Below are 20,219 nucleotides of genomic sequence, written 5' to 3' on the forward strand. Positions count from 1 at the left end.
CGACACCGGTAATCGCTTGCCGCGCTTGTGAACTCGGCGCGCAGCGACGGGTTGCCGATCTCACGTGAAGCAGCCGCCGCGACACCGCGTCCGGCCGGGTATCGTCACCGCCATGGAGGACGTCACGGCAGATTCGATCCCGGCACCCTGGCATCGGATCGGCCAGGGCGAACCGCTGCTGCTCCTGCACGGCGTGGTGCTGACCTGGCAGTCCTGGCTCCCGGTCCTGGACGATCTGGCCGCCGATCACGATGTCCTCGCCGCCACCCTCCCCGGTCACTGGGGCGGTCCCGCGCCGAAACGTCCCGCCACCGTCGCCTCCCTCGCCGACTACATCGAAACCCTGCTCGACGAAACCGGTTGGGACACAGCCCATATCGCGGGCAATTCGCTCGGCGGCTGGCTGGCCCTGGAACTCGCCGCCCGCGGCCGCGCCCGCTCGGTGACCGCCCTCGCCCCCGCCGGACTCTGGGCCGATCCCTCCTCCGCGGCCTCCCTCATCCGCCGTTTCCGCGCCCTCGGCCCCCTGGTCGGCATCGACAGCGAACGCCCCTCGGCCATGCCCTCCATGATCCGCAGCCTGCTGCTGCCGCTGCTGGCCCACCGTCCCGCCACCGTCGACCACCGCCTGGCCAAACTCATGACCGCCGCCGCCACCAACTGCCTCGTCATCGACGACCTGGCCCACGACCCCGGCCTCCCCGCCGGTTTCACCGCCCTGGACGACCTCCCCGTACCGGTCACCATCCTCATGCCGGAATACGACCGCGTCCTCCCACCTCACCTCTACGCCCCCCTCACCACCACCCCCACCCGCGAGGTCCACCACCTCGACGGCGTCGGCCACGTCCCCATGCTGGAAACCCCCGACCGCGTCACCGCCGCCATCCGCGCCACCGTGGCCCGCGCCGCCGCCGCTCAGTCCGCCTGACGGGCTCCCACCTGGTCGATTCGCGTAGGAATCGACCACCACCCGGGTGTTTCTACTCATCCCTCCGCCCCTGCTCGGCGGACAGGATGACCAGCATGAATACCGCCCTCGATCCCCGCTTGATCGCACGGCTGTCGACCGAATTCACGTCGCTCAGCCACACCATGAGCGTCCTCGGCCGTGATCTCGATGTACTGCGCGATCAGGTCGTCGCCGAAACCACCCGCACCGCGACCCCGCCCACCCCCGCCCCGGAGGTGGGCGGTTCCGCGCGCCCGGCCGCCTGGAACCCCTTCGAAACCGGTCAACCTCTCCCGGCCGGACCGGGACAACCTGACCGCGCACCCACCGGACCGATCCCGACCGGCGGTATGCCCGTCGGCGCGGCAGAGCCGAGCATTGCCGGAGCGCCGCAGGCCGGTTCTCCTTCCGCGGCAATGGGTTACCCGGGTGCTCGGCCCGGTGCGGCTGGGGCTGTGCCGCCTGCCGCGCCCGTTTGGGGCGCAACTCCCGCCGCGCCGCTTCCCGGTGGGTTCCCGGCCGCCGGGGCGCCGGTGCCGGGTGCGGGGGCGTGGCTGCCGCCGGGCGGGGTGGATCCGCGGTACGTGCCGGGGCCGGGCATGCCCGGGATGCCGGGGGTGAATCGTACGAATTACGGTGCTATGGCGCCGGTTTCGCCGCGGCGGCCGGTGCCGGGGCGGACTCCGCGGACGCCGTGGTGGCAGCGGGAAGGAGTGATCAGCCGGGTGCTGGCAGTTGCCGGTGTCGGGGTCACCTTGATCGGTGTGGTGATGTTGCTGGTGCTGGCGGCGCAGGCGGGGTTCTTCGGGCCGGTGCCGAGAGTTGTTGCCGGGGCTGCTTTCTCGGGTGCGCTGGTCGCTGTGGCGGCGCGGGTGCACGGGCGGGCCGGGGGACAGGTGGGGGCGATCGCGTTGGCGGCTACGGGTATCGCTGGGGGATATCTCGATGTCGTCGCGGTGACTTCCTTCTATGGGTGGCTGAATCCTGTTGTGGGGTATGTGGTTGCGCTGGGGATCGCGGCCGGGGGTGTGGCTTTGGCCATGCGGTGGAAGTCCGAGGCGCTGGCCGTGCTGGTGGTGCTGGGTGCGGCGTTGCTATCGCCCGCGGTGACCACCGAGCTGGCGTTGCTCGCGTTCCTGATCGTGCTCCAGATTGCCGCGCTCCCTGTGCAGTTGGTGCGGGACTGGCCGTATCTGCACATCGTGCGGACCGTTCCGGCCGCGCTCGCCACGTTCGTCGCGGTGGTGGCCACGGCATTGGATTCGTCGACCGCGATCGAGCGGAATCAGGTGCTGGCCGCGGCGGTCGCGGTCGCCGTCGTGGGATTGGTAGGAACCGTGCTGGTGGTGCGCCGGCGGCCTACGGACAGCACGGCGAGCTTCACCTTCGGGGCGGCCACCGTTCCGCTGCTGGCGGCTCCGACGCTGTTCCAGGCGCATACCGGTGCGATCGTCTCGGGTGTGTTCGCGGCGGTACTGCTCACCGTGGCGGCGCTGCCCTGGGTTCCGAAACTCGGTGGGCTGGTGCGGATTCCGGCGCATCTCGCGGTGGTTTCCGCGGTGGCGGGAGCCTGCGCGCTGCTGGAAACCTGCTTCGGCGTGACCACGGTGCGGACCCTGGCCATCGCGCTGTTCCTGGTGGCGAGCGGCTTCCTGGCCGTGGGCGGGCAGCAGCGCTCGCGGGTGGCCGCGGCGCTCGGTGCGGCGTTCCTGGTGCTCGGCGGCATGGTGTTCCTGAGCAATGCCACGCCGGCGATGCTCGCCGACAAGAGCACCGCGCAAGCGCATCTGAGCATCGCGACCGCCCTCTCGGCGATCGCCGCGCTGGCCACGCTGGGCGCCGCGTTCCGGTGCGCCCGCCGCCTCGGCCTCGCCGATCGCGAATCCGATGTGGCCGCCGTCGCGGTGGTCGCCGGACTGGCCGCGCTCTACGCCCTGACCGCCCTGACGGTTTCGCTCGGTATCGCCACTGGTAACCCGGACGGCTTCCTGGCGGGCCACGGCATCGCCACCATCGCGTGGATGGCGACCGCGACCACCGCGCTCCTGTACGGCCTGCGCCGCCTGGCCCGAACCCCGCAGTCCGCCAAGGTTTCCCTGGCCGCCGGTCTACTGCTGACCGCCGCCGCCCTGGCCAAACTGTTCCTGTTCGACCTGGCGACCCTGGACGGACTGGTCCGCGCGGGCGCCTTCCTGGTAGTCGGCGTTCTGCTCCTCGTGGTGGGCACCCGCTACGCGCGAGCCTTCGCCGAAGCGGCCGAAGCCGCAGACACCCAGGCCCCTTCGCATTAATCCCCAGCGCACACAGCCTGGGGACAGCACGAGAGGTCCAACCGGCGAGACGAGAGTCGAACCGGCGACACGAAAGGCCAACTAGCGGCTCTGGAACGTCAGAACGGCCGGCGTGAAACAGCGAAAGGCCCCGCTGGGATTTTCCCAGCGGGGCCTTCTGCGTTCGAATGCGTGGACGCTCAGTCGTGGTTCTGACGACGGAGCAGTTCGTTCACGCTGACCGTACGGCCCTCACCACCACGGTGTTTGCCCTCGTCATCGGTCTTCTCGGGCCGGCGGCGGGCCGAGCGCAGATCGGACATCCACTGCTCGATATTGCTGCTGCGCCCGCCCTGCGGAGCATCGTCCACGGAGTGATGCGTCGGATGATGCTCCGTCGCATCCCCTTCCACCGGCTCCTGAGCCGCGACCGGTTCCGTCTCGGGACTCGAATCCTGGCTCGCGATCGGCCGCGGCGCCGGATGCTGACCGCGGTTCGGCAGCGGGCTCGGGCCCGGCCGCGCCGCCTGGTTCGCGCTCTGACCTTGGCTCGGAGCCTGGTTCGAGCTCTGCTCCGGAACCGGGTTCGGTGCCGCTGCCGGGTTCGACGCCGGCACCTGGCTCTGCCCTTCGCCCGCAGGCGGATTCGGCTGATACAGCTGCGCGCGCGTCGCCGGATGCGGCGGCACCTTCATCGACGGCGGCGGCAGCACGCGCTCCGCACCGATCGGCTTCGGGGCGTCGGATTCGGCCGAATCCTGTTGCGGCGCGGGCGGCTGCGAGATCGACGGCAGCGGCTTCGGGTGTCCGGTCGCACCGCTGTTCGGACGGATGGACGGCTTGCCGGTCCCGGGCGGAGTTCCGAGCAGCGAAACCGGCCCACTCGGCGGCGTCGCCGGTCCGCCGGGTGGCGTCGGCTGGTTCGCCTCCGGCGCGAACGCCCCATCGCCACCGCGTACGGTCGCCGCATCCGGACCGTTCTCCGCCGGGCGTACCGAGCCACCGGGCGTCCCGAGTCCGGACGGCGTGAACGCCCCGTCGTCCGCACGATCCCGGCCACCGGCAGCGCCGGTCGCGGAACCGAAACCACTCGCCTCGCTCGGCGCGGAGCCGAAGCCCGTCGTACCGCCGCCGGCGGACCCGAAGCCACTGGCACCGCTCGGTGCCGCACCGAATCCGCCTGGCGCGGACCCGAAGCCGCTCGCACTGCTACTCGCGGAGCCGAAGCCCGTGCCCGCCGAATCATCCCCGGCGGAACCGAAGCTCTTGGTCGCCGAATCGCCTGCGGTGGAGCCGAAGCCGCTCTTGCGTTCGGGATCGGCCGGGGCGGAGACGTTTTCGGGCTTGGGCGGGGTGGTCGACGAGATCACCGGGATGGTCGGCGCCGCGTCGGCGATGCGCTGGGTGGGCGCTTCGCTGTCCACGGTGCGGACCGGGCGCGGTTTGCGGGCCGGGCGGGCCGGGGTGGAACCGTCGGCCAGCATCGGGATCTGCATGGTGACCGGGTCGGTGACCGGGGTGGTCTTGACCAGGTCGACGACCTCTTCGTTGCCGGGGCGTTCGTCATCGAGGATGGGCTCGCCGAGCCCGATCTTCTGCTGGATCTTCTTCATCCAGGCCGGCGCCCACCAGCAGTCGTCGCCGAGCAGCTTCATGGTGGCGGGCACCAGCAGCATGCGCAGCACGGTCGCGTCGATGAACAGCGCCGCCACCATGCCGTAGGCGATGTACTGCATCATCACCAGATCGGAGAAGGCGAACGCACCCGTGACGACGAGCAGGATCAAAGCGGCCGCGGTGATGATCCGCCCGGTCTGGGCGGTTCCCGCGCGCACCGCCTCGGTGGTGCTCGCGCCCTGGGTGCGCGCTTCGACCATGCGGGACAACAGGAATACCTCGTAGTCCACGGATAGGCCGTAGATGATCGCGATGATCAGCACCAGCACCGGCGCGGTGATCGGCTGCGGCGTGAAGTTCAGCAGCGACGCCCCGTGCCCGTCGATGAAGATCCAGGTCAGGATGCCGAGCGTGGAGCCGAGGCCGAGCGCGCTCATGAGCGCGGCCTTCAACGGCAGCACCAGCGAACCGAAGGTCAGGAACATCAGGATGGTGGTGACCAGCAGAACGATGCCGATCATCCACGGCATGCGATCGAGCAGCGTGTCGAGGCTGTCCATCTGCATGGCCGGCTGACCGGTGACCAGCACCTCCGCGCCGTCCGGTACCTCCATCGACCGCAGATAGTCGATGGTCGCCTCCGGATGCGCGCTGTCCTCGACGGTCGCGTCGGAGACCCACACGTTGGAACCGTTCGGCGGCTTGGCCGGAATGCCGAACTGCGCGTTCTTCACCAGCCCCGGAGCCTGATTTGCCTCGGTGAGGATGGGCCCGATATCGCGCGAATTGTCGGTGATGATGACCAGCTGCACCGGATCGGACTTGCGCAGCGGGAACGTCTCGTCGAAGTGCTGCTGCGCCAGGCGCACCGGATTGTCCGGCGGCAGATAGGTTTCCGAGATACCGCCGAACTGCAGGTTCTTCACCGGAATGATGAGCAGCAACAGCCCGATGGTGAGCGGGATCGCGACCTTGAGCGGATGCTTCATCACCCACGCGGTGAGCTTGCCCCAGAATCCGGCCTCGACCTCTTCGGCCGTCTTGGTCTTGCGAATCCACTTGAGGCTCAGGCTGTCCACGCGCGGACCGAGAATCGCCAGCAGGGCCGGCAGCACGGTCAGCGAGGTGATCATGGCCAGCAGCACCGCGGCGATGGTGCCGTAGGCGACGGACTTGAGGAAGCCCTGCGGGAACAGCAGCATGCCCGCACTGGCCGCGATGATCATGGTGGCCGAGGAGCTCACCGTGCGCCCGGCGGTCATCACCGACCGGCGTACGGCGGCTTTCGTGTCATAGCCTTCCGCCAATTCCTCACGGAACCGGCTGACTATGAACAGGCCGTAGTCGATGGCCAGACCCAAGCCGATCATCGACACCACGGCCGAGACGAACGAGTTCACCTCGGTGTACTTGGTCAGCGCCATGATCATGCCGTTGGCGGCGATGATGGTCAGACCGCCGATGATCAAAGGCAGTGCGGCGGCCACGATTCCGCCGAAGATGAAGAACAGCAGCACCGCCACGGCGGGCAGCGCGATCAGCTCCATGCGCTTGACGTCGCTGGCGATGGTGTTGTTCAGCGTGTACGCGACCGGTTGCAGACCACCGACCTCGACTTTCACGCCCGGAATGGCGAAGGCGTTCTGGACCGCGCCATACGCCGCCAGCATTTCGGTGTCGTTATTGCCGTTGAGCGCGACCGTCGCGAACGCGCTCTTGCGATCGGGGCTGACCGCCTGCGCGACCTGCTGACCCGTCTCGGTCTTCCACGGCGCGACATTGACCTTGGTGATCTGCGGGTAGTTCTTCGGCAGCGAGTTGAGGCTGTCGATGATCTTCTGATTCCACGCCGGATCATCCACGGTCTGCCCGTCGGGTGCGGTGTACAGCAGCACCACGTCACTGTTGTGGTCGCGGGTGTACACCGAATCCTTGAGCACCGCAGCCTGTGTCGACTCCGAATTCGGATCGAACCATCCGCTGGAGCTGAGGTGGTTTTCTACTCCCAGCCCGAAATATCCGAGTGAGAGCAAAGCAGCCACCGTCACCCCCAAGACGGTGTAGCGCAGCTTGTAGACCAGGTCGCCCCAGCGGGTGAACACTAAGCGACTCCTTGAGCGGGGCGGGAGGTGAGCAGTGCCGACAGCGGCCGGAACGGCTGCAGCCATGCTCCCTCGTCGGGCAGCGAATCGAGGCTCACCCTGGGCAGCGGTTCACGGAACACGCCCGGGATGTCCTCGAGATCGATGAACTCGAGAATATCCGACGTGACCGCCCAGCTCGCGTGCTCGCGGAATCCGAGCACCTGAACCGGGATACCCGTACTGGCGATCTCTTCGAGCGGTGCGCGGAATGCCTGCCCGTCGGCGGAGGCGACCATGATGCCGGCCAGCCCCGCGCCACGGCGGCGTAGCTCGATATGGGCCAGCATATCGTTGTCGACGTCGGAATCCTCGTCGATTTTGGGTTTTGCGAAGACGGCGTAGCCGACATTGCGCAGCGCTTCCACCCACGGCCGCACCACATCCGCGGTGCCGGGGGCGATATTGGTGAAAACGGTGGCTTCGGGTTCGACCCGGGTGACGCTGCCGACCGACAATTCGGCGGTGCGGGCCAGCAGCCAACGGCCGAGCGCGTCGAAACGCGGACGGTAGGCGGCGGTGGGGCGGCCGCCGAGGATGGCGCCGAGGCCCATATCGAGGTTCGGCGCATCCCAGACCAGCAGGACGCGGCGCACATCGGTATTGCTGCCGCCGAGGCTCGGAGTGCCCGTTAGTTCCGCCGACGAGGAGGTGCCGTGCATTATTTCGGCAACATCCGCGACCTCGCGGGCCATTTCACTGACGCTCATGATTCGATCTTCCCCCAGATGAACTCGGTGATGGCGCTGCCCGCGCTGAGTCCTTTTCTTTCGAACTTGGTAATCGGACGTTCAAAACCGATCGGTGCGTTTTCGCGATAGGCCTCCGGATCGCCGCCGGTGGCTTCATTCATGCCGATGAACTGGGATTCTCCCTTACCCACCTCGGCAATCCACTCCGCGTAATCGGCGTGGTCCGTGGCGACATGCAACACGCCGCCCGGCCGCAGCCGGCTCGCGATCAAAGACAGGGTGGCGGGCTGCAACAGCCGCCGCTTGTGATGACGCGCCTTCGGCCACGGGTCCGGGAAGAACACTCGGACACCCGTCAGCGATTCGGGAGCAATCATATTTTCCAGGACATCCACGGCATCGCCGCGCAGCAGCCGAATATTGTCGATGCCTTCGCGTTCCACCCGCTGAACCAGCTGGGCCAGGCCCGGCCGGTACACCTCGATGCCGATCAGATTGAACTGCGGCTCGGCCTGTGCCATGGCCGCCGTCGCCGTGCCGGTGCCGCAGCCGATCTCGATGATCAGCGGCGCCGACCGCCCGAACCAGGCGTCGGCATCCAGCTTGTCGTCCGACACGTCCCGGCCGATGACCGGCCACATCCGGTCCCAGGCCGCCTCCTGCGTCGCCGAGATGGCGCCGCGGCGGGAGCGGAAACTGGTGACCCGGGGGAAGAGCCGGTGCCCGGTCGGGTGATCGGCGTCACCGGCGGCGTCGGCGGACCCCGCCCCGGGAACTGGCTCGGCAGTGTGGTTCGCGGCGTCGTTCACGGCGTCCATTGTCCAGTATTGGATGATTAGCGCAGCAATCGACCACGCGATGCGGGATGCGCCTGCGGTCAGGCCGCCAGCTCCGTCGTCTCCCCGGGGACCTGCGCGGACGCCTGCCGCAGGGGGCGGCCGAGCGTGACTCGCATTGCGGTAGTTGCCATTTCCACCATGCTGCGCCACTGGGCCGGAGCCAGTGCTACCGACCAGACAGTCTTGGTTGTGGGTTCTGTGAGAGTTTTGCCGGCGATCCGATCGGCCAGCCAATCCAGGCTCAGCGGGGTCGACAGCGGCAGCAGCGAGAAGTGTTCGCTCAGCCGATCGCGCAGGTACCAGACCGCCGCGCCGCCCGCGCGATAGCGCTCCACCTGACCGTCGATGCCCGCGACCGGAATGACCTGATCGTTGACCGGCTGCACCACCAGCACCGGGCAGGCCGGGGTGGAATTGCCGAGGCGGATGTCGTCGAACATGGGCTCCAGCCGCGGCAGGATCTCCGCCAGCGGGCGCCGCAGGTAGTCGTCCATGCGCCGGCCGACCAGCAGCGGCAGCACCGCGATCGGGCCCATGCTCTGCGCGCGCTCCAGCAGCCGGTGGCCCGCCTCGGTGAGGTCCTCGCGCATCACCTCGGCCAGTTGCGGGTAGATCCGGCGCAGCGCGGCGATCACGATGGCCGGGAAACCCGCGAACAGGCCGCCGTCGAGACTCAGGAACACCTCGCGCGGATCGCCGACCGGCGCGCCCAGCACCGCGCCCACGATATTCAGCTCCGGCGCGTATTCGGGGGCCATCTCCACCGCCCACGAACTGGCCATGCCGCCACCGGAATAACCCCAGACGGCGACCTTGGCGTCCGGGCGCAGGCTCAGCGGGGCGAAGCGCAGGGCGGCGCGCACGCCGTCCAGGGCGCGATAGCCGGGTTCGCGGGCGGCGCCGAAATTGCCGTGCGGCCCTTCGTGATCCGCGATGCTCACCGCCCACCCGCGGCGCAGGGCATTGGCCACCAGAATCCATTCCAGCTGGGTGATGGAGCCGGGCGCGAGCGCGCCGCGCCGCAGGGCATACGACGGCGCGCAGCGGTCGGTGACCGCGTCCATGGCGGACTGGAAGGCCAGCAGCGGCCGATCCGGGTCCGGCTCAGCGCCTTTCGGCAGCAGCACGGTGGTGATGGCCACCTCGGCGCGGCCGTTCAGGTCGGTGGAGCGGTACAGCAGCTGCCAGGCGGTGACGTGCTGCGGGACCACGCCGAACAGCGCCACCTCCACTTCGCGGCTGCGCAGGACGGTGCCGGGCGCGTGCGCGGCGAAGCCGGCGGGAGCGCGCAGGAAGGGATCCAGGCTGGGCGGCAGCGGGCGCTCGTCACCGAATTCGCCGGCGGCGGCCGACCACGAGTCGTACTCCCGTCCGGCGTCCCGATTTCCGCGCACACTGTGCCCGATCGCGCTGAAGGCGATGCTGCCCGCCGTGCCGCGCACCGGCCGCACCGCTTCGGTGTGCTGTCCGGAACGGTATGCGGTGCTGTCCGCCTCCCCGTATCCGATGACGTCGGCATTGACGCTCATCGCAACCTCCCTGCTCAGCTTGCGGGCAGGGCCGGACCGGATGGAGCCGAACGCTGACGCCGCGTATCGGCGCACTTGCCGACCGGATCAAAACGGTAGGTGAATTCCGGGTACATGTGAAGAGCTGTTGCACCGAATTGTGCTGTCGCACAGGTGGACCGCGAACGCACAGTCACCACTCACATCCGGTGAGCTGACCTGCGGTCATGCCGAATCCGAATCTCCACCCACCCGCGTCCGCGACCATTAGGCTGCCGCTGTGCCGCCAGGGCGATCCCCGCGCATCCAGGTCACCGGCCGCGCCCGCGCGGGCAAAACCACCATCCGAACTGCACTGTCCCTCATCTCCGCCGAGGAAACGCCCGCGGTCGACCGGCCCGGGCAACCCAACCCGCCCCTCGACGCCGACCTGTTCCTCTATGTCCTCCCCGGCACCCTGCGACGCGCGGACCGAGACCTCCTGGAATCCCTCCCGCGCGCCCGCACCCTTGTCCTACTCAACAAGGCCGATTCCATCGGAATCCACTGCCGCGAGGCCGCCGTCGCCGCCGAAAACCATTCCGCCACACTGTCTCTCCCCGTTTACCCGATCATCGCCGACCTGGCCGCCCGCACCCGCGCGGGCATCCTCACCCCCGCCGACCTCCACACCCTGCGCACCCATCGCGACCACACCGACCCCGCCTTCACCCTCACCCCCGATCGCTTCACCCACCCCGCCATCGGCCCCGACGCGCCCGCCCGCCGCACCCTCCTCGACCGCTGGGGACTGCTCGCCATCACCTACGCCCTGGCCGCCCTCCGCCACGCCCCGGCTCTCGATGCCCGCGCCCTGCTCCAGATCCTCCACTGCGCCAGCGGAATAGATCCCGTCCATCAGCACCTCCACCGCCTCTACCAGGAGGTATCTCTCGAACTACGGGGTGAAGCAAGCCAACTGGGCGTGGAGAACGAATGAGTATCGGTGGACAGCGAGTTCGACGACACGCGCCAGCCGGGATTCCACGGCCCGGCCGGTTCCCTCGACCTGCCAGAACCGACCGGCGTGGCACGTGAACCGGAGGCGCCGGCGGCCCGGCCCGCCGCCGCACCGGAGCACGACACGGCGGGGCCCGAAGTTGCCTTCGCACTGGAGGCTTCGGCTCCTTCGTCGTCAACTGCTTCCCGGCCGGAAGCCGTCCGCGCGGTCGCGCCGTCGATGCAGCGTTCGGCAGGCGGCATCGGCTCATCGACGCACGGGGTGGCCGAGGCCGGGAGTGCGGAATCCGGGGCGGGGCCGGAAGTCGATGTGGCAATACACAATTGCGGTGGGGCGCGGCCGGGTGTGGGATCGGGGTGTGGGTTCTCCGAGCGAGTCGCGGGGATCGTCGAGCGGTGGAATCCGAACGGGATGACGTTGGTGCGGGCGGCGGGGACGGCCGGGGCGGGACAGGTGGCGCTGATCGGGTGTGGCGCGGATGTGAATATGACGCTTTTGCGTACCGAGTTGGCGCGGTTCGCACCGCATGTGGATCTGGTTGCGCGGGAGCCGGGTTGCGGGGACGCCGGGCTGCCGGTGCCGGTCGCGCTCGTGGTGCTGGAGGGCGGGGCGCCGATCGGGGCGGGGCTGCTGGAGGAGTTGCGGGGGTTGATCGCGGAGGGGACGCGGATCGTGTTCGCGTTGGACGGGATTCACGCGCACGCCGAATGGCGGGAGGTCAGGCGGCTGGATTGCGAGTTGCTGAGTGCGGAGAAGATGGCGGCGGAGATCGTGCCGGTGTCGGCGCGGATGGCGATGGCGGCGCGGGCGAACGGGGATGCGGCGCTGCTGGATCGGTCGGGGGTGGGGTTGCTGCATGCGCGGTTGGTGGCCGCGGCGGGGGCGGGGGCGGTGGCCGATCAGGGGGCGATCGTGCGGGAGCGGGTGCTGGGGGAGACTCGCCGGCGGATCGCGGCGGAGCTGGAGAAGGTGCGGTCGGGGCGGGAGGTGGCAGCGCTGCGGGAGGAGCGGGCGACCTTGCTGGCGGTGGGGGACGGCGGGCGCGGGGCGGCCATGGCGACGGTGCGGAATCGGGTGCAGCTGGCGCGGGTCGATCTGCTGCACGAGACGGGTGCGCGGGTGCGGGCGCTCAATGCGGCGGTGCGGGTCGAGCTGGAGCGGCTGCCGGCGGGTGAGCGCGGCGGATTTCCACAGCGGTTGCAGTGTGCTGTGGACAAACTCACCTATGAGATGGATCGCGCGGTGCGGCAGCGCCTCGCCGAGGTCTCGGCGCAGCTCGACCAGGTGGTGCGGGCCGCTCGATCGGCCGCGCTCGGCGAGTGGGCCGGTCGGCCGGACCAGGACGGCCCGGCCGAATCGTCCGGGGCGGGAACCGGATCGGGGCGGGGCGGGGAGCTCGCGGTGGACAGCGAGTTCCGGGGTGCGGTGCGGCGGGCGGCGCGACCGCCCGAGGTCGGACCGGATCCGGGGCCGCGCCGCCGGGGTGTCGAAGATCATCTGGTGTTCGCGGTCGGGGCGTCGGCCGGAACCGGTTTGGGGCGGCTGGTGATGGCGCCGATGAGCCTGTTCGAGGGGCTCGAATACGCGCTCCTCCCGGTCGGTCTGGTTCTCGGTGTCGTGGCCGCGGCCTGGGTGGTGCGGGCGCGCGGCCAATTGGCTGAGCGCGCTCATTTACGGCAGTGGGTGGCAGATGCCCTGGTCAACGTCAAGGCGCAGCTGGAACAACGGGTCGCCACGGCGCTGGTGGAGACCGAGGAGCGGCTCACCGACCGGGTGGTCCAGGACTGTGCCGCGCGGATGGTCGAAACAAACCGGAGGGTAGGGGAATTGGAGGCCGACCTGCGCTCGGCGGCGCAGCGGCGACCCGGCTTGACGGCGGCATGCGAACGTGACCTTGCCGCACTCGAATTCGCATAGCGGCTGGTCGGAGGTTTCGACCCGGTACCGACTGGACAACCCGATTCCATCCCTCGGGATATATGGCGTTAACCTGTGTGGCAGGAACCTGGGCGTCCGCTTGGTCCTTGTACGCCGTCCATCCGGGGCGTGCTATCGGCAAGGCGGGTGGGTGCCTTGCCGCAATTGGTGGCACTCGGTGTCGGGAGCCTCACGCCGTCGTGAGGTGACATACAGCGAAGCCGCCCATCTCAGGAGAGTTTTCATGACCTCAGCGACCATTCCTGGTCTTCACGATGGCACCGCGCCCACCGAGCACAAGGAACTGCTTGCCTGGGTACAGGAGGTCGCAGAACTCACCCAGCCCGACCGCGTGGTCTGGGCGGATGGGTCCGAAGCCGAAGCGGTCCGTCTCTCCGAGCAGCTGGTCGCCGCGGGCACCTTCAAGAAGCTGAACGAGGCGAAGAAGCCGAACTCGTACCTGGCGCTGTCCGACCCCACCGATGTCGCGCGCGTCGAGTCGCGCACCTACATCTGTTCCAAGACCGAGGCCGACGCCGGCCCGACCAACAACTGGGTCGACCCGGCCGAGATGCGCGCCACCATGACCGAGCTGTACCGCGGCTCCATGAAGGGCCGCACCATGTACGTGGTGCCCTTCTGCATGGGCCCGCTCGGCGCGGCCGACCCCAAGCTGGGCGTCGAGATCACCGACTCCGAGTACGTCGTGGTCTCCATGCGCGTGATGACCCGCATGGGCGCCGCCGCGCTGGAGAAGCTCGGCACCGACGGCGCGTTCGTGAAGGCGCTGCACTCCGTGGGCGCCCCGCTCGCCGAGGGCCAGGCCGACGTGCCGTGGCCGTGCAACGACACCAAGTACATCACCCACTTCCCCGAGGACCGCGAGATCTGGTCCTACGGTTCGGGTTACGGCGGCAACGCGCTGCTGGGCAAGAAGTGCTACTCGCTGCGCATAGCCTCGGCCATGGCGCACGACGAGGGCTGGCTGGCCGAGCACATGCTCATCCTCAAGCTGATCTCGCCCGAGAACAAGAACTACTACGTGGCCGCCGCCTTCCCGTCGGCCTGTGGCAAGACCAACCTCGCCATGATCCAGCCGACCATCCCGGGCTGGCGCGCCGAAACCCTCGGCGACGACATCGCGTGGATGCGTTTCGGCGAGGACGGCCGCCTCTACGCCGTCAACCCGGAGTTCGGTTTCTTCGGCGTCGCGCCGGGCACCAACCACTCCTCCAACCCGAACGCGATGGCCACCATCGACGCGGGCAACACGGTCTACACCAACGTGGCGCTCACCGATGACGGCGACGTGTGGTGGGAGGGCCTGGAGGGCCAGCCCGATCACCTGATCGACTGGAAGGGCAACGACTGGTACGAGCGCGAGTCGGAAACCCTCGCCGCGCACCCGAACTCGCGCTACTGCACCCCGATGTCGCAGTGCCCGACCCTGGCGCCGGAATGGGACGACCCGCAGGGCGTGCCGATCTCGGCCATCCTGTTCGGCGGTCGCCGCAAGACCACCGTGCCGCTGGTGACCGAGTCCCGCGACTGGCAGCACGGCGTGTTCATGGGCGCCACCATGTCGTCCGAGCAGACCGCCGCCGCCGAGGGCAAGGTCGGCACCGTGCGCCGCGACCCGATGGCCATGCTCCCGTTCCTCGGCTACCACGTGGGCGACTACATGAACCACTGGGTGACGCTGGGCAAGAACGCCGACGCGAACAAGCTGCCGAAGATCTTCTACGTCAACTGGTTCCGCCGCGGCGCCGACGGCCGCTTCCTGTGGCCCGGATTCGGTGAGAATTCCCGCGTGCTGGAGTGGATCGTCGGCCGCATCGAAGGCACCGCCGAGGGCGAGACCACCCCGATCGGCACCGTGCCGCACGCCGCCGACCTCGACCTGGAGGGCCTGGACGTCAATGCCGCCGACGTCGACGAGGCGCTCGCGGTGAACGTCGAGGAGTGGAAGCGTGAGATCCCGATGATCGAAGAGTGGTTCGAGTTCGTCGGCGACAAGCTGCCCTCCGGCGTGCGCGACGAGTTCGAGGCCCTCAAGGAGCGCCTGGGATAAGTAGCCCCGCAACGAAAGAAGCCCGCCCGCGCCATCGAGGTGCGAGCGGGCTTTTTCGTCTTGTCAGACGGCCAGGGTCCGGGCGAGTACGCCGAGGCTTTCGGCGGATTCCGAGCCCGCGGCGGAGAGGACGCCGACCGCGATGCCCACGACGGTCCAGATGATGCTGGCGACGATGCCGGTGATGGCCATGCCGCGCCCGGATTCGCCGGTCTTCTTGATCTGCCCGAGGGAGACGAAGCCGAGGATCACGGGGAGCACGCAGAAGCCGAGCAGGCCGGTGATCAGGGTGACGATGGCGAGGGTGTTCTTCTTCGCGGGCTGGGCCGGGTGGTTCGGCTGGAGCGGCGGCTGGTAGTTCATGGCCGTAGTACAGCGGCCGGACCATGACTGAATCATGATCCGGCCGTGGGGATTCGGGCTCAGCTGCCCATCGGCATCAGGAGCGACTTGGTCTCGCAGTACGCCTCCAGTCCCTCGGGACCGTTCTCGCGGCCGATGCCGGAGGTCTTGTACCCGCCGAAGGGGGCGCACGGGTCGAAGGCGTACCAGTTGATCGCGTAGGTGCCGGTGCGGACGCGCGAGGCGACCTGCGCGCCGTGTTCGATATCGGTGGTCCAGACCGAGCCGGCCAGACCGTAATCCGAGTCGTTGGCGATGGCCACCGCCTCGTCTTCGGTGTCGTAGGGCAGCACCGACAGCACGGGACCGAAGATCTCCTCGCGGGCGATGGTCATGCCGTTGTTCACGTCCGCGAACACGGTCGGCTCGACGTACCAGCCGGGCAGGTCGGGACGCCCGCCGCCCGAGATCAGCCGCGCGCCTTCGTCTTTGCCCTTGGCGATGTACCCCTCGACGCGCTCGCGCTGCGCCTTGGAGATGAGCGGGCCCAGCTGCGCCGCCGGATCGTCGGGCAGGCCGACGGGGAAGAATCCGATGGAAGCCTGTAGCGCGTCCAGGATTTCGTCGTAGCGGCTGCGCGGCGCCAGGATGCGCGTCTGCGCCACGCACGCCTGCCCGGAGTTCATCAGACCGGCGAAGGCGAGCTTCGGCATGTCCTCGATATTCATGTCCGGCAACAGGATTGCCGCGGATTTGCCGCCGAGCTCCAGGGAACAGCGCTTGAGCTGACTGCCGGCGATCGCCGCGATCTTGCGGCCGACCGCGGTGCTGCCGGTGAAGGTCACCTTGTCGACGTCCGGATGCGAGACCAGGTATTCGGCCGCGTCGGCCTCGGCGGGGAGCACCGAGAGCACGCCCTCGGGCAGTCCGGCCTCGGTGAAGAGTTCGGCCAGCTGGTTAGCGGCGAGCGGGGTGAGCGGCGCCGGCTTCAGCACCACGGTGCAGCCCGCCAGCAGGGCGGGGGCGAGCTTGTTGACGGCCAGGAACAGCGGCACGTTCCAGGCGATGACGGCGGCGACCACGCCGATCGGTTCCCGGGACACCCGGCTGGTGCCGAACAGGCCGGTACGGCTTTCGGTCCACGGGAATGCCTTGCCGAGTCCGGCATAGAAATCGAGGGTGGCGCGGGCCGGGACGTAATTCAAGGTGCTGGCGGCCATGGTGGGCGCGCCCATTTCGGCGGAGAGCGCGGCGGTCAGGTCGCCCGCTTTCCGATCGAGCAATTCCACCACGCGGGCGAGCAGCTGGGCGCGTTCTTCCGGCGGGGTGGACGGCCAGGTCCCGTGGTCGAAGGCATGCCGGGCGGCGCCGACCGCGGCGTCGACGTCCGCGCGGGTGACAACGGGCACGCTACCCACGGTTTCGAGGGTGGCGGGCGAGACGACGGCGAGGGTATCGCTGCTGGTGGGCGCGGTCCAGCGGCCGCCGATGAACAGGCTCTGGTAATCCATGAGAACACGTTACAGTTTTGCGGGGATCGTTGTCTGGACTCCAGTCCGGATTCGCGTCCCGCTGAACGGGACTCATTTAATCGCGCACAGTTAACCGGTTCGCAATTCGGTTTGCCTATCGGTGGCTTATGCTCTGCGTGATTCTTGTTCCGCCGCCGATCTGGCCGGTTGCTCGAAATTAGCTATTGGTACGTTTGATGCCTCGACCGTGCGCGGAATGCCGCCCGCGGCCGACTGCTGGTTCGATACGCGAAGGGTAGGCGAATGGCATGACCGCTGTGGACATCGATCCTTTCCTTTTCCCGGAGATCACCGGGCTCGCCCAGGTGTCGGCGACCACGCCGATGCATCGGGCCGCGAGTCAGTTGCAGCGGGTGCTGCCGCCGGGGTGGCGGGTGGAGGTCGTCGAGGGTCCACGCGAGGCCGGCCGCTCGGGGCAGCCGGTAATGCGGTTGGTCGTGTCGGACATGTGAGGTTCGCCCGGGCCGCCGGACGCGCTGGGGCGCAAGGGCTTCGGCATCCGGTCGGCAAACCGGGAGCACTCGGGAAAATCGAATCCCGACCTGTCGGTTCGCTTTTCGGGGAACGCACTATTGCATTCCGCAGGCGTAGCGAGCATGCTTTATAGCTACCGTGGATAGCTCGCGCTACACATGAACCGTTGCCACACAGGGGAGTCCGAGTCATGGCGGTGCAAGTGGTAGACCGGTCGCTGATGACCAGCGATCTCACGCCGCACCAGGCGAAAAGCGTCGGTTTCGGTGGCTGGGTGGTGTCATTTCTGCCAGGCCGGACCCTCACCACCGAGCAGGCCACCGCCGCCCTGCAGGCCGCGGAAGCGGTTGCCGCGGTGAATGCCCTGGCCTGTCAGGTCGGGCTGACCGCGCTGGAGACGGTGGGGCTGGCAACCCAGGAGTCACCCTGGGGCGAACCCGAACGGACGGACGGTCTACGCCGATTCTGGCGTCGCGGCCGGCTCGAGCGCTGAACGCCGATCCGCCTGCGCCCCGGCCCGTTTGGTGGCCACCACGACCAGATTGCTGACCAGCAGCTCGCGCAGGCCCGGTACCCGCACCATCCACCAGGCCCACCACGGGTGATAGCGCGGGAACACGGCCAGGATCTCCACCTCGTCCGGAGTCGAGTTCGCCCAGCGCAGGCCGTCCACCGCGCGCACCGCGAAAAGCGAACGCCCGAAACGGTTCTTGGGTTCTTTGCCCTGCTTGCGTAGATACCGGCGCGCCGCGAACTCCCCGCCCAGGTAATGCCAGGGCCCCGTCTCGTGGCCGCCGAACGGGCCCAGCCACACCGTGTACGAGAACACCATCAGCCCACCGGGTTTGGTGACGCGCAGCATCTCCTCGGCCATCACCCACGGCTGCGGTACATGTTCAGCCACATTCGACGAAATACAGACCTCGACCGCATCGTCCCGGAACGGCAGCGCCATCCCCGACCCGCGCACCGAACCCGCGACCTTCAGCCCGGCCGCGTGCATCTCCGAAGGATCGGGCTCCACGGGCAGATACCTGGCCCCGGCCCGGCCGAACTCGTCCGCGAAATACCCGGGCCCGCCGCCCACGTCCAGCACGATGGTCCCGCGCAGCGACCGCCCCGTCAGATCCCGATAGAAATCCGCCACCAGCTCCGCGGTATCCGTGGCCACCCCGCCATAAAAGACGGCCGGATCGGTCTGCTCGAACCGGAAACTCGACAGCAACCGCCACGACCGCCGCAGCGTCGCCCGCCCGGCGAACCGCGGGCGGCGCCCGGCCCAGCGCGAAGCGATCTGTTCAGCTCGAAGCACGGCGGAAAGTCTCGCACAACCGGCCACCCCCATCCCCGCCGCCCGTACTCTCGCGCACCCCCACCCGGGCCTGTCGCGGCGGGTCGCGCGCCACGCCGTAAGGCATCCGGACGAAGCCCTGGGCCGGTGCGGGCCGGTCGGCCTCCTTCGCCGGGTTTCCCGGTCGCTTCCGGATCACGGCACGGTGGCTATGCGCGGCGATCGGAGCGGGTCGGATGACCACTAAGGGGGTGGGGGTTGACGTGGGGCTATAGGGTGGAGCCCATTGTCCGTTGATCGTCGTAGTGAACCCTGGAGATCCGCCCGTGCGTGAAGTGCTGCTGCTGTGCTGGCGCGACACCGGGCATCCGCAAGGCGGGGGCAGCGAGCGCTACCTGGAACAGGTGGGCGCGCAGCTCGCGGCCAGGGGCGTGAAGGTCACTCTGAGGACCGCGCGCTACCCCGGGGCGGCGCGGCGGGAACGGGTCGACGGGATCGAGATCAGTCGCGGGGGCGGGCGGTACACCGTGTATCCGCGGGCGCTCGCGGCCATTGCCTTGGGGCGCTTGGGGATCGGGCCGCTGCGGGACGTGCGGCCGGACGCGGTGATCGATACCCAGAACGGGATTCCCTTCTTCGCGCGCGCCGCGAGCGCCGCGCCGACGGTGGTGCTGGTGCATCACGGGCACCGGGAGCAATGGCCGGTGGCCGGAAAACTGGTCGGGCGGATCGGCTGGTGGATCGAATCGCGGCTGTCGCCGCGGGTGCATCGCGGCAACCAGTACCTGACCGTGTCGCTGCCGTCGGCCGAGGAACTGACCGCGCTCGGGGTCGAGAGCGCCCGGATCGCCGTGGTGCGCAATGGCGCGGAACCGGTGCCCGCGCACGTGCCCGCCGGTGACGACGCCACCCGCACCCCGCATCCGAGCATGGTGGTGCTGTCGCGCCTGGTTCCGCACAAGCAGATCGAGGACGCGCTGACCGCGGTCGCGGGCCTGCGCGGGCGCATTCCGGACCTGCACCTGGATGTGATCGGCGACGGCTGGTGGGCCGACAATCTGCGCGCGCACGCCGCCGAGCTCGGCATCGCCGACGCCGTCACCTTCCACGGGCACGTCGGCGAGGACCACAAGCACCGGCTGCTGTCCCGGGCCTGGGTGCACGTGCTGCCCTCCCGCAAGGAAGGCTGGGGGCTCGCGGTCATCGAGGCGGCGCAGCACGGGGTGCCGACCATCGGCTATCGCAGTTCGCGCGGGCTCACCGATTCCATCGTGGACGGGGTGACCGGCCTGCTCGTCGACGACGCCGCCCAGCTCACCGCCGCCGCCGGCGATCTGCTCGCCGATCACGAGGCGCGCACCGAACTCGGCGAGAAGGCGCGCATGCGGGCGCGCGAATTCTCCTGGGAGCAAACCGGAAACGGCGTCCACCAGGTGCTGTCGGCCGTCGCCCGCGGCCGGCGGGTGTCCGGTCTGGTCGCGCTGACGCCCGCGAATCAGCCTTAGCCGCTTTCTCTTTCGAATCCGCGCCGACCGGTTCCCGCCGCTCGTACGCTCCTATCCATGTGGATAAT

15 protein-coding genes are annotated in these 20,219 nt (G+C 69.1%); 8 read left to right on the forward strand and 7 right to left on the reverse strand.

Annotation, left to right across the window (positions count from 1 at the left end; all coding sequences use genetic code 11):
• The first annotated feature begins 112 nt into the window (after positions 1-112).
• Both NY1_RS31350 and NY1_RS31355 read left to right on the forward strand, forming a co-directional pair.
• A complete protein-coding gene (locus tag NY1_RS31350; RefSeq protein ID WP_067720808.1) occupies positions 113-931 on the forward strand; it encodes an alpha/beta fold hydrolase in 819 nt (272 codons plus the stop codon).
• A 95-nt stretch (positions 932-1,026) separates the two neighbouring features.
• On the forward strand, positions 1,027-3,243 hold the full coding sequence (locus tag NY1_RS31355) for a DUF2339 domain-containing protein (protein WP_233434573.1): 2,217 nt from the start codon (positions 1,027-1,029) through the stop codon (positions 3,241-3,243).
• 179 nt (positions 3,244-3,422) lie between these two features.
• On the opposite strand, the gene NY1_RS31360 is transcribed toward NY1_RS31355, so the two are convergent.
• Genes NY1_RS31360 through NY1_RS31375 form a run of 4 tightly spaced genes read right to left on the reverse strand, consistent with a single transcriptional unit; the run spans position 3,423 to position 10,040 of the window.
• On the reverse strand, positions 3,423-6,941 hold the full coding sequence (locus NY1_RS31360) for an MMPL family transporter (protein WP_067720752.1): 3,519 nt from the start codon (positions 6,939-6,941) through the stop codon (positions 3,423-3,425).
• Positions 6,941-7,690: an NYN domain-containing protein gene (locus tag NY1_RS31365; RefSeq protein ID WP_084535681.1), complete on the reverse strand. Its 750-nt coding sequence runs from the start codon at positions 7,688-7,690 to the stop codon at positions 6,941-6,943. Before NY1_RS31365 ends, NY1_RS31360 begins: the two co-directional genes overlap by 1 nt.
• The gene (gene trmB / locus NY1_RS31370) at positions 7,687-8,490 is read right to left on the reverse strand and encodes a tRNA (guanosine(46)-N7)-methyltransferase TrmB (RefSeq protein WP_067720753.1); all 804 of its coding nucleotides are present in this window, start codon (positions 8,488-8,490) and stop codon (positions 7,687-7,689) included. The genes NY1_RS31365 and trmB overlap by 4 nt, the downstream gene beginning before the upstream one ends.
• Before the next feature lie 59 nt (positions 8,491-8,549).
• Positions 8,550-10,040: a lipase family protein gene (locus NY1_RS31375; protein WP_084535683.1), complete on the reverse strand. Its 1,491-nt coding sequence runs from the start codon at positions 10,038-10,040 to the stop codon at positions 8,550-8,552.
• 259 nt (positions 10,041-10,299) lie between these two features.
• On the opposite strand from NY1_RS31375, the gene NY1_RS31380 reads away from it, so the two are divergent.
• From NY1_RS31380 to NY1_RS31390, 3 genes are all read left to right on the forward strand, one after another.
• Complete coding sequence (locus tag NY1_RS31380; RefSeq protein ID WP_067720754.1) at positions 10,300-10,998, forward strand: hypothetical protein; 699 nt, start codon at positions 10,300-10,302, stop codon at positions 10,996-10,998.
• 6 nt (positions 10,999-11,004) lie between these two features.
• On the forward strand, positions 11,005-12,936 hold the full coding sequence (locus NY1_RS31385) for a hypothetical protein (protein WP_084535685.1): 1,932 nt from the start codon (positions 11,005-11,007) through the stop codon (positions 12,934-12,936).
• A 244-nt stretch (positions 12,937-13,180) separates the two neighbouring features.
• The gene (locus NY1_RS31390) at positions 13,181-15,007 is read left to right on the forward strand and encodes a phosphoenolpyruvate carboxykinase (GTP) (protein WP_067720755.1); all 1,827 of its coding nucleotides are present in this window, start codon (positions 13,181-13,183) and stop codon (positions 15,005-15,007) included.
• A 63-nt stretch (positions 15,008-15,070) separates the two neighbouring features.
• Here NY1_RS31390 and NY1_RS31395 read toward each other — a convergent pair whose 3' ends face one another.
• Entirely contained in the window at positions 15,071-15,370 is a 300-nt protein-coding gene (locus NY1_RS31395) for a DUF4190 domain-containing protein (RefSeq protein WP_067720756.1), read from the reverse strand.
• 59 nt (positions 15,371-15,429) lie between these two features.
• A complete protein-coding gene (locus tag NY1_RS31400) occupies positions 15,430-16,860 on the reverse strand; it encodes an aldehyde dehydrogenase (RefSeq protein WP_067720757.1) in 1,431 nt (476 codons plus the stop codon).
• Positions 16,861-17,129: 269 nt separating this feature from the next.
• On the opposite strand from NY1_RS31400, the gene NY1_RS31405 reads away from it, so the two are divergent.
• Together NY1_RS31405 and NY1_RS31410 are read left to right on the forward strand one after the other, a co-directional pair.
• Positions 17,130-17,333: a hypothetical protein gene (locus NY1_RS31405; protein ID WP_067720758.1), complete on the forward strand. Its 204-nt coding sequence runs from the start codon at positions 17,130-17,132 to the stop codon at positions 17,331-17,333.
• A 212-nt stretch (positions 17,334-17,545) separates the two neighbouring features.
• The gene (locus NY1_RS31410) at positions 17,546-17,848 is read left to right on the forward strand and encodes a hypothetical protein (protein ID WP_067720759.1); all 303 of its coding nucleotides are present in this window, start codon (positions 17,546-17,548) and stop codon (positions 17,846-17,848) included.
• Here the strand turns inward: NY1_RS31410 and NY1_RS31415 are convergent.
• Positions 17,810-18,667 (reverse strand): class I SAM-dependent methyltransferase, encoded by an 858-nt coding sequence (locus tag NY1_RS31415; protein ID WP_233434574.1) that lies wholly within the window; start codon positions 18,665-18,667, stop codon positions 17,810-17,812. The two genes, NY1_RS31410 and NY1_RS31415, sit on opposite strands and share 39 nt — an antisense overlap.
• A gap of 305 nt (positions 18,668-18,972) precedes the next feature.
• Here NY1_RS31415 and NY1_RS31420 point away from each other — a divergent pair, with 305 nt between their 5' ends.
• Positions 18,973-20,151, forward strand: a complete 1,179-nt coding sequence (locus tag NY1_RS31420; protein WP_067720761.1) for a glycosyltransferase family 4 protein — start codon at positions 18,973-18,975, stop codon at positions 20,149-20,151.
• Positions 20,152-20,219 lie beyond the last annotated feature (68 nt).

Source organism: Nocardia yamanashiensis NBRC 100130 (assembly GCF_001613325.1).
In the GTDB taxonomy this organism is placed as follows: Bacteria; Actinomycetota; Actinomycetes; order Mycobacteriales; family Mycobacteriaceae; genus Nocardia; species Nocardia yamanashiensis.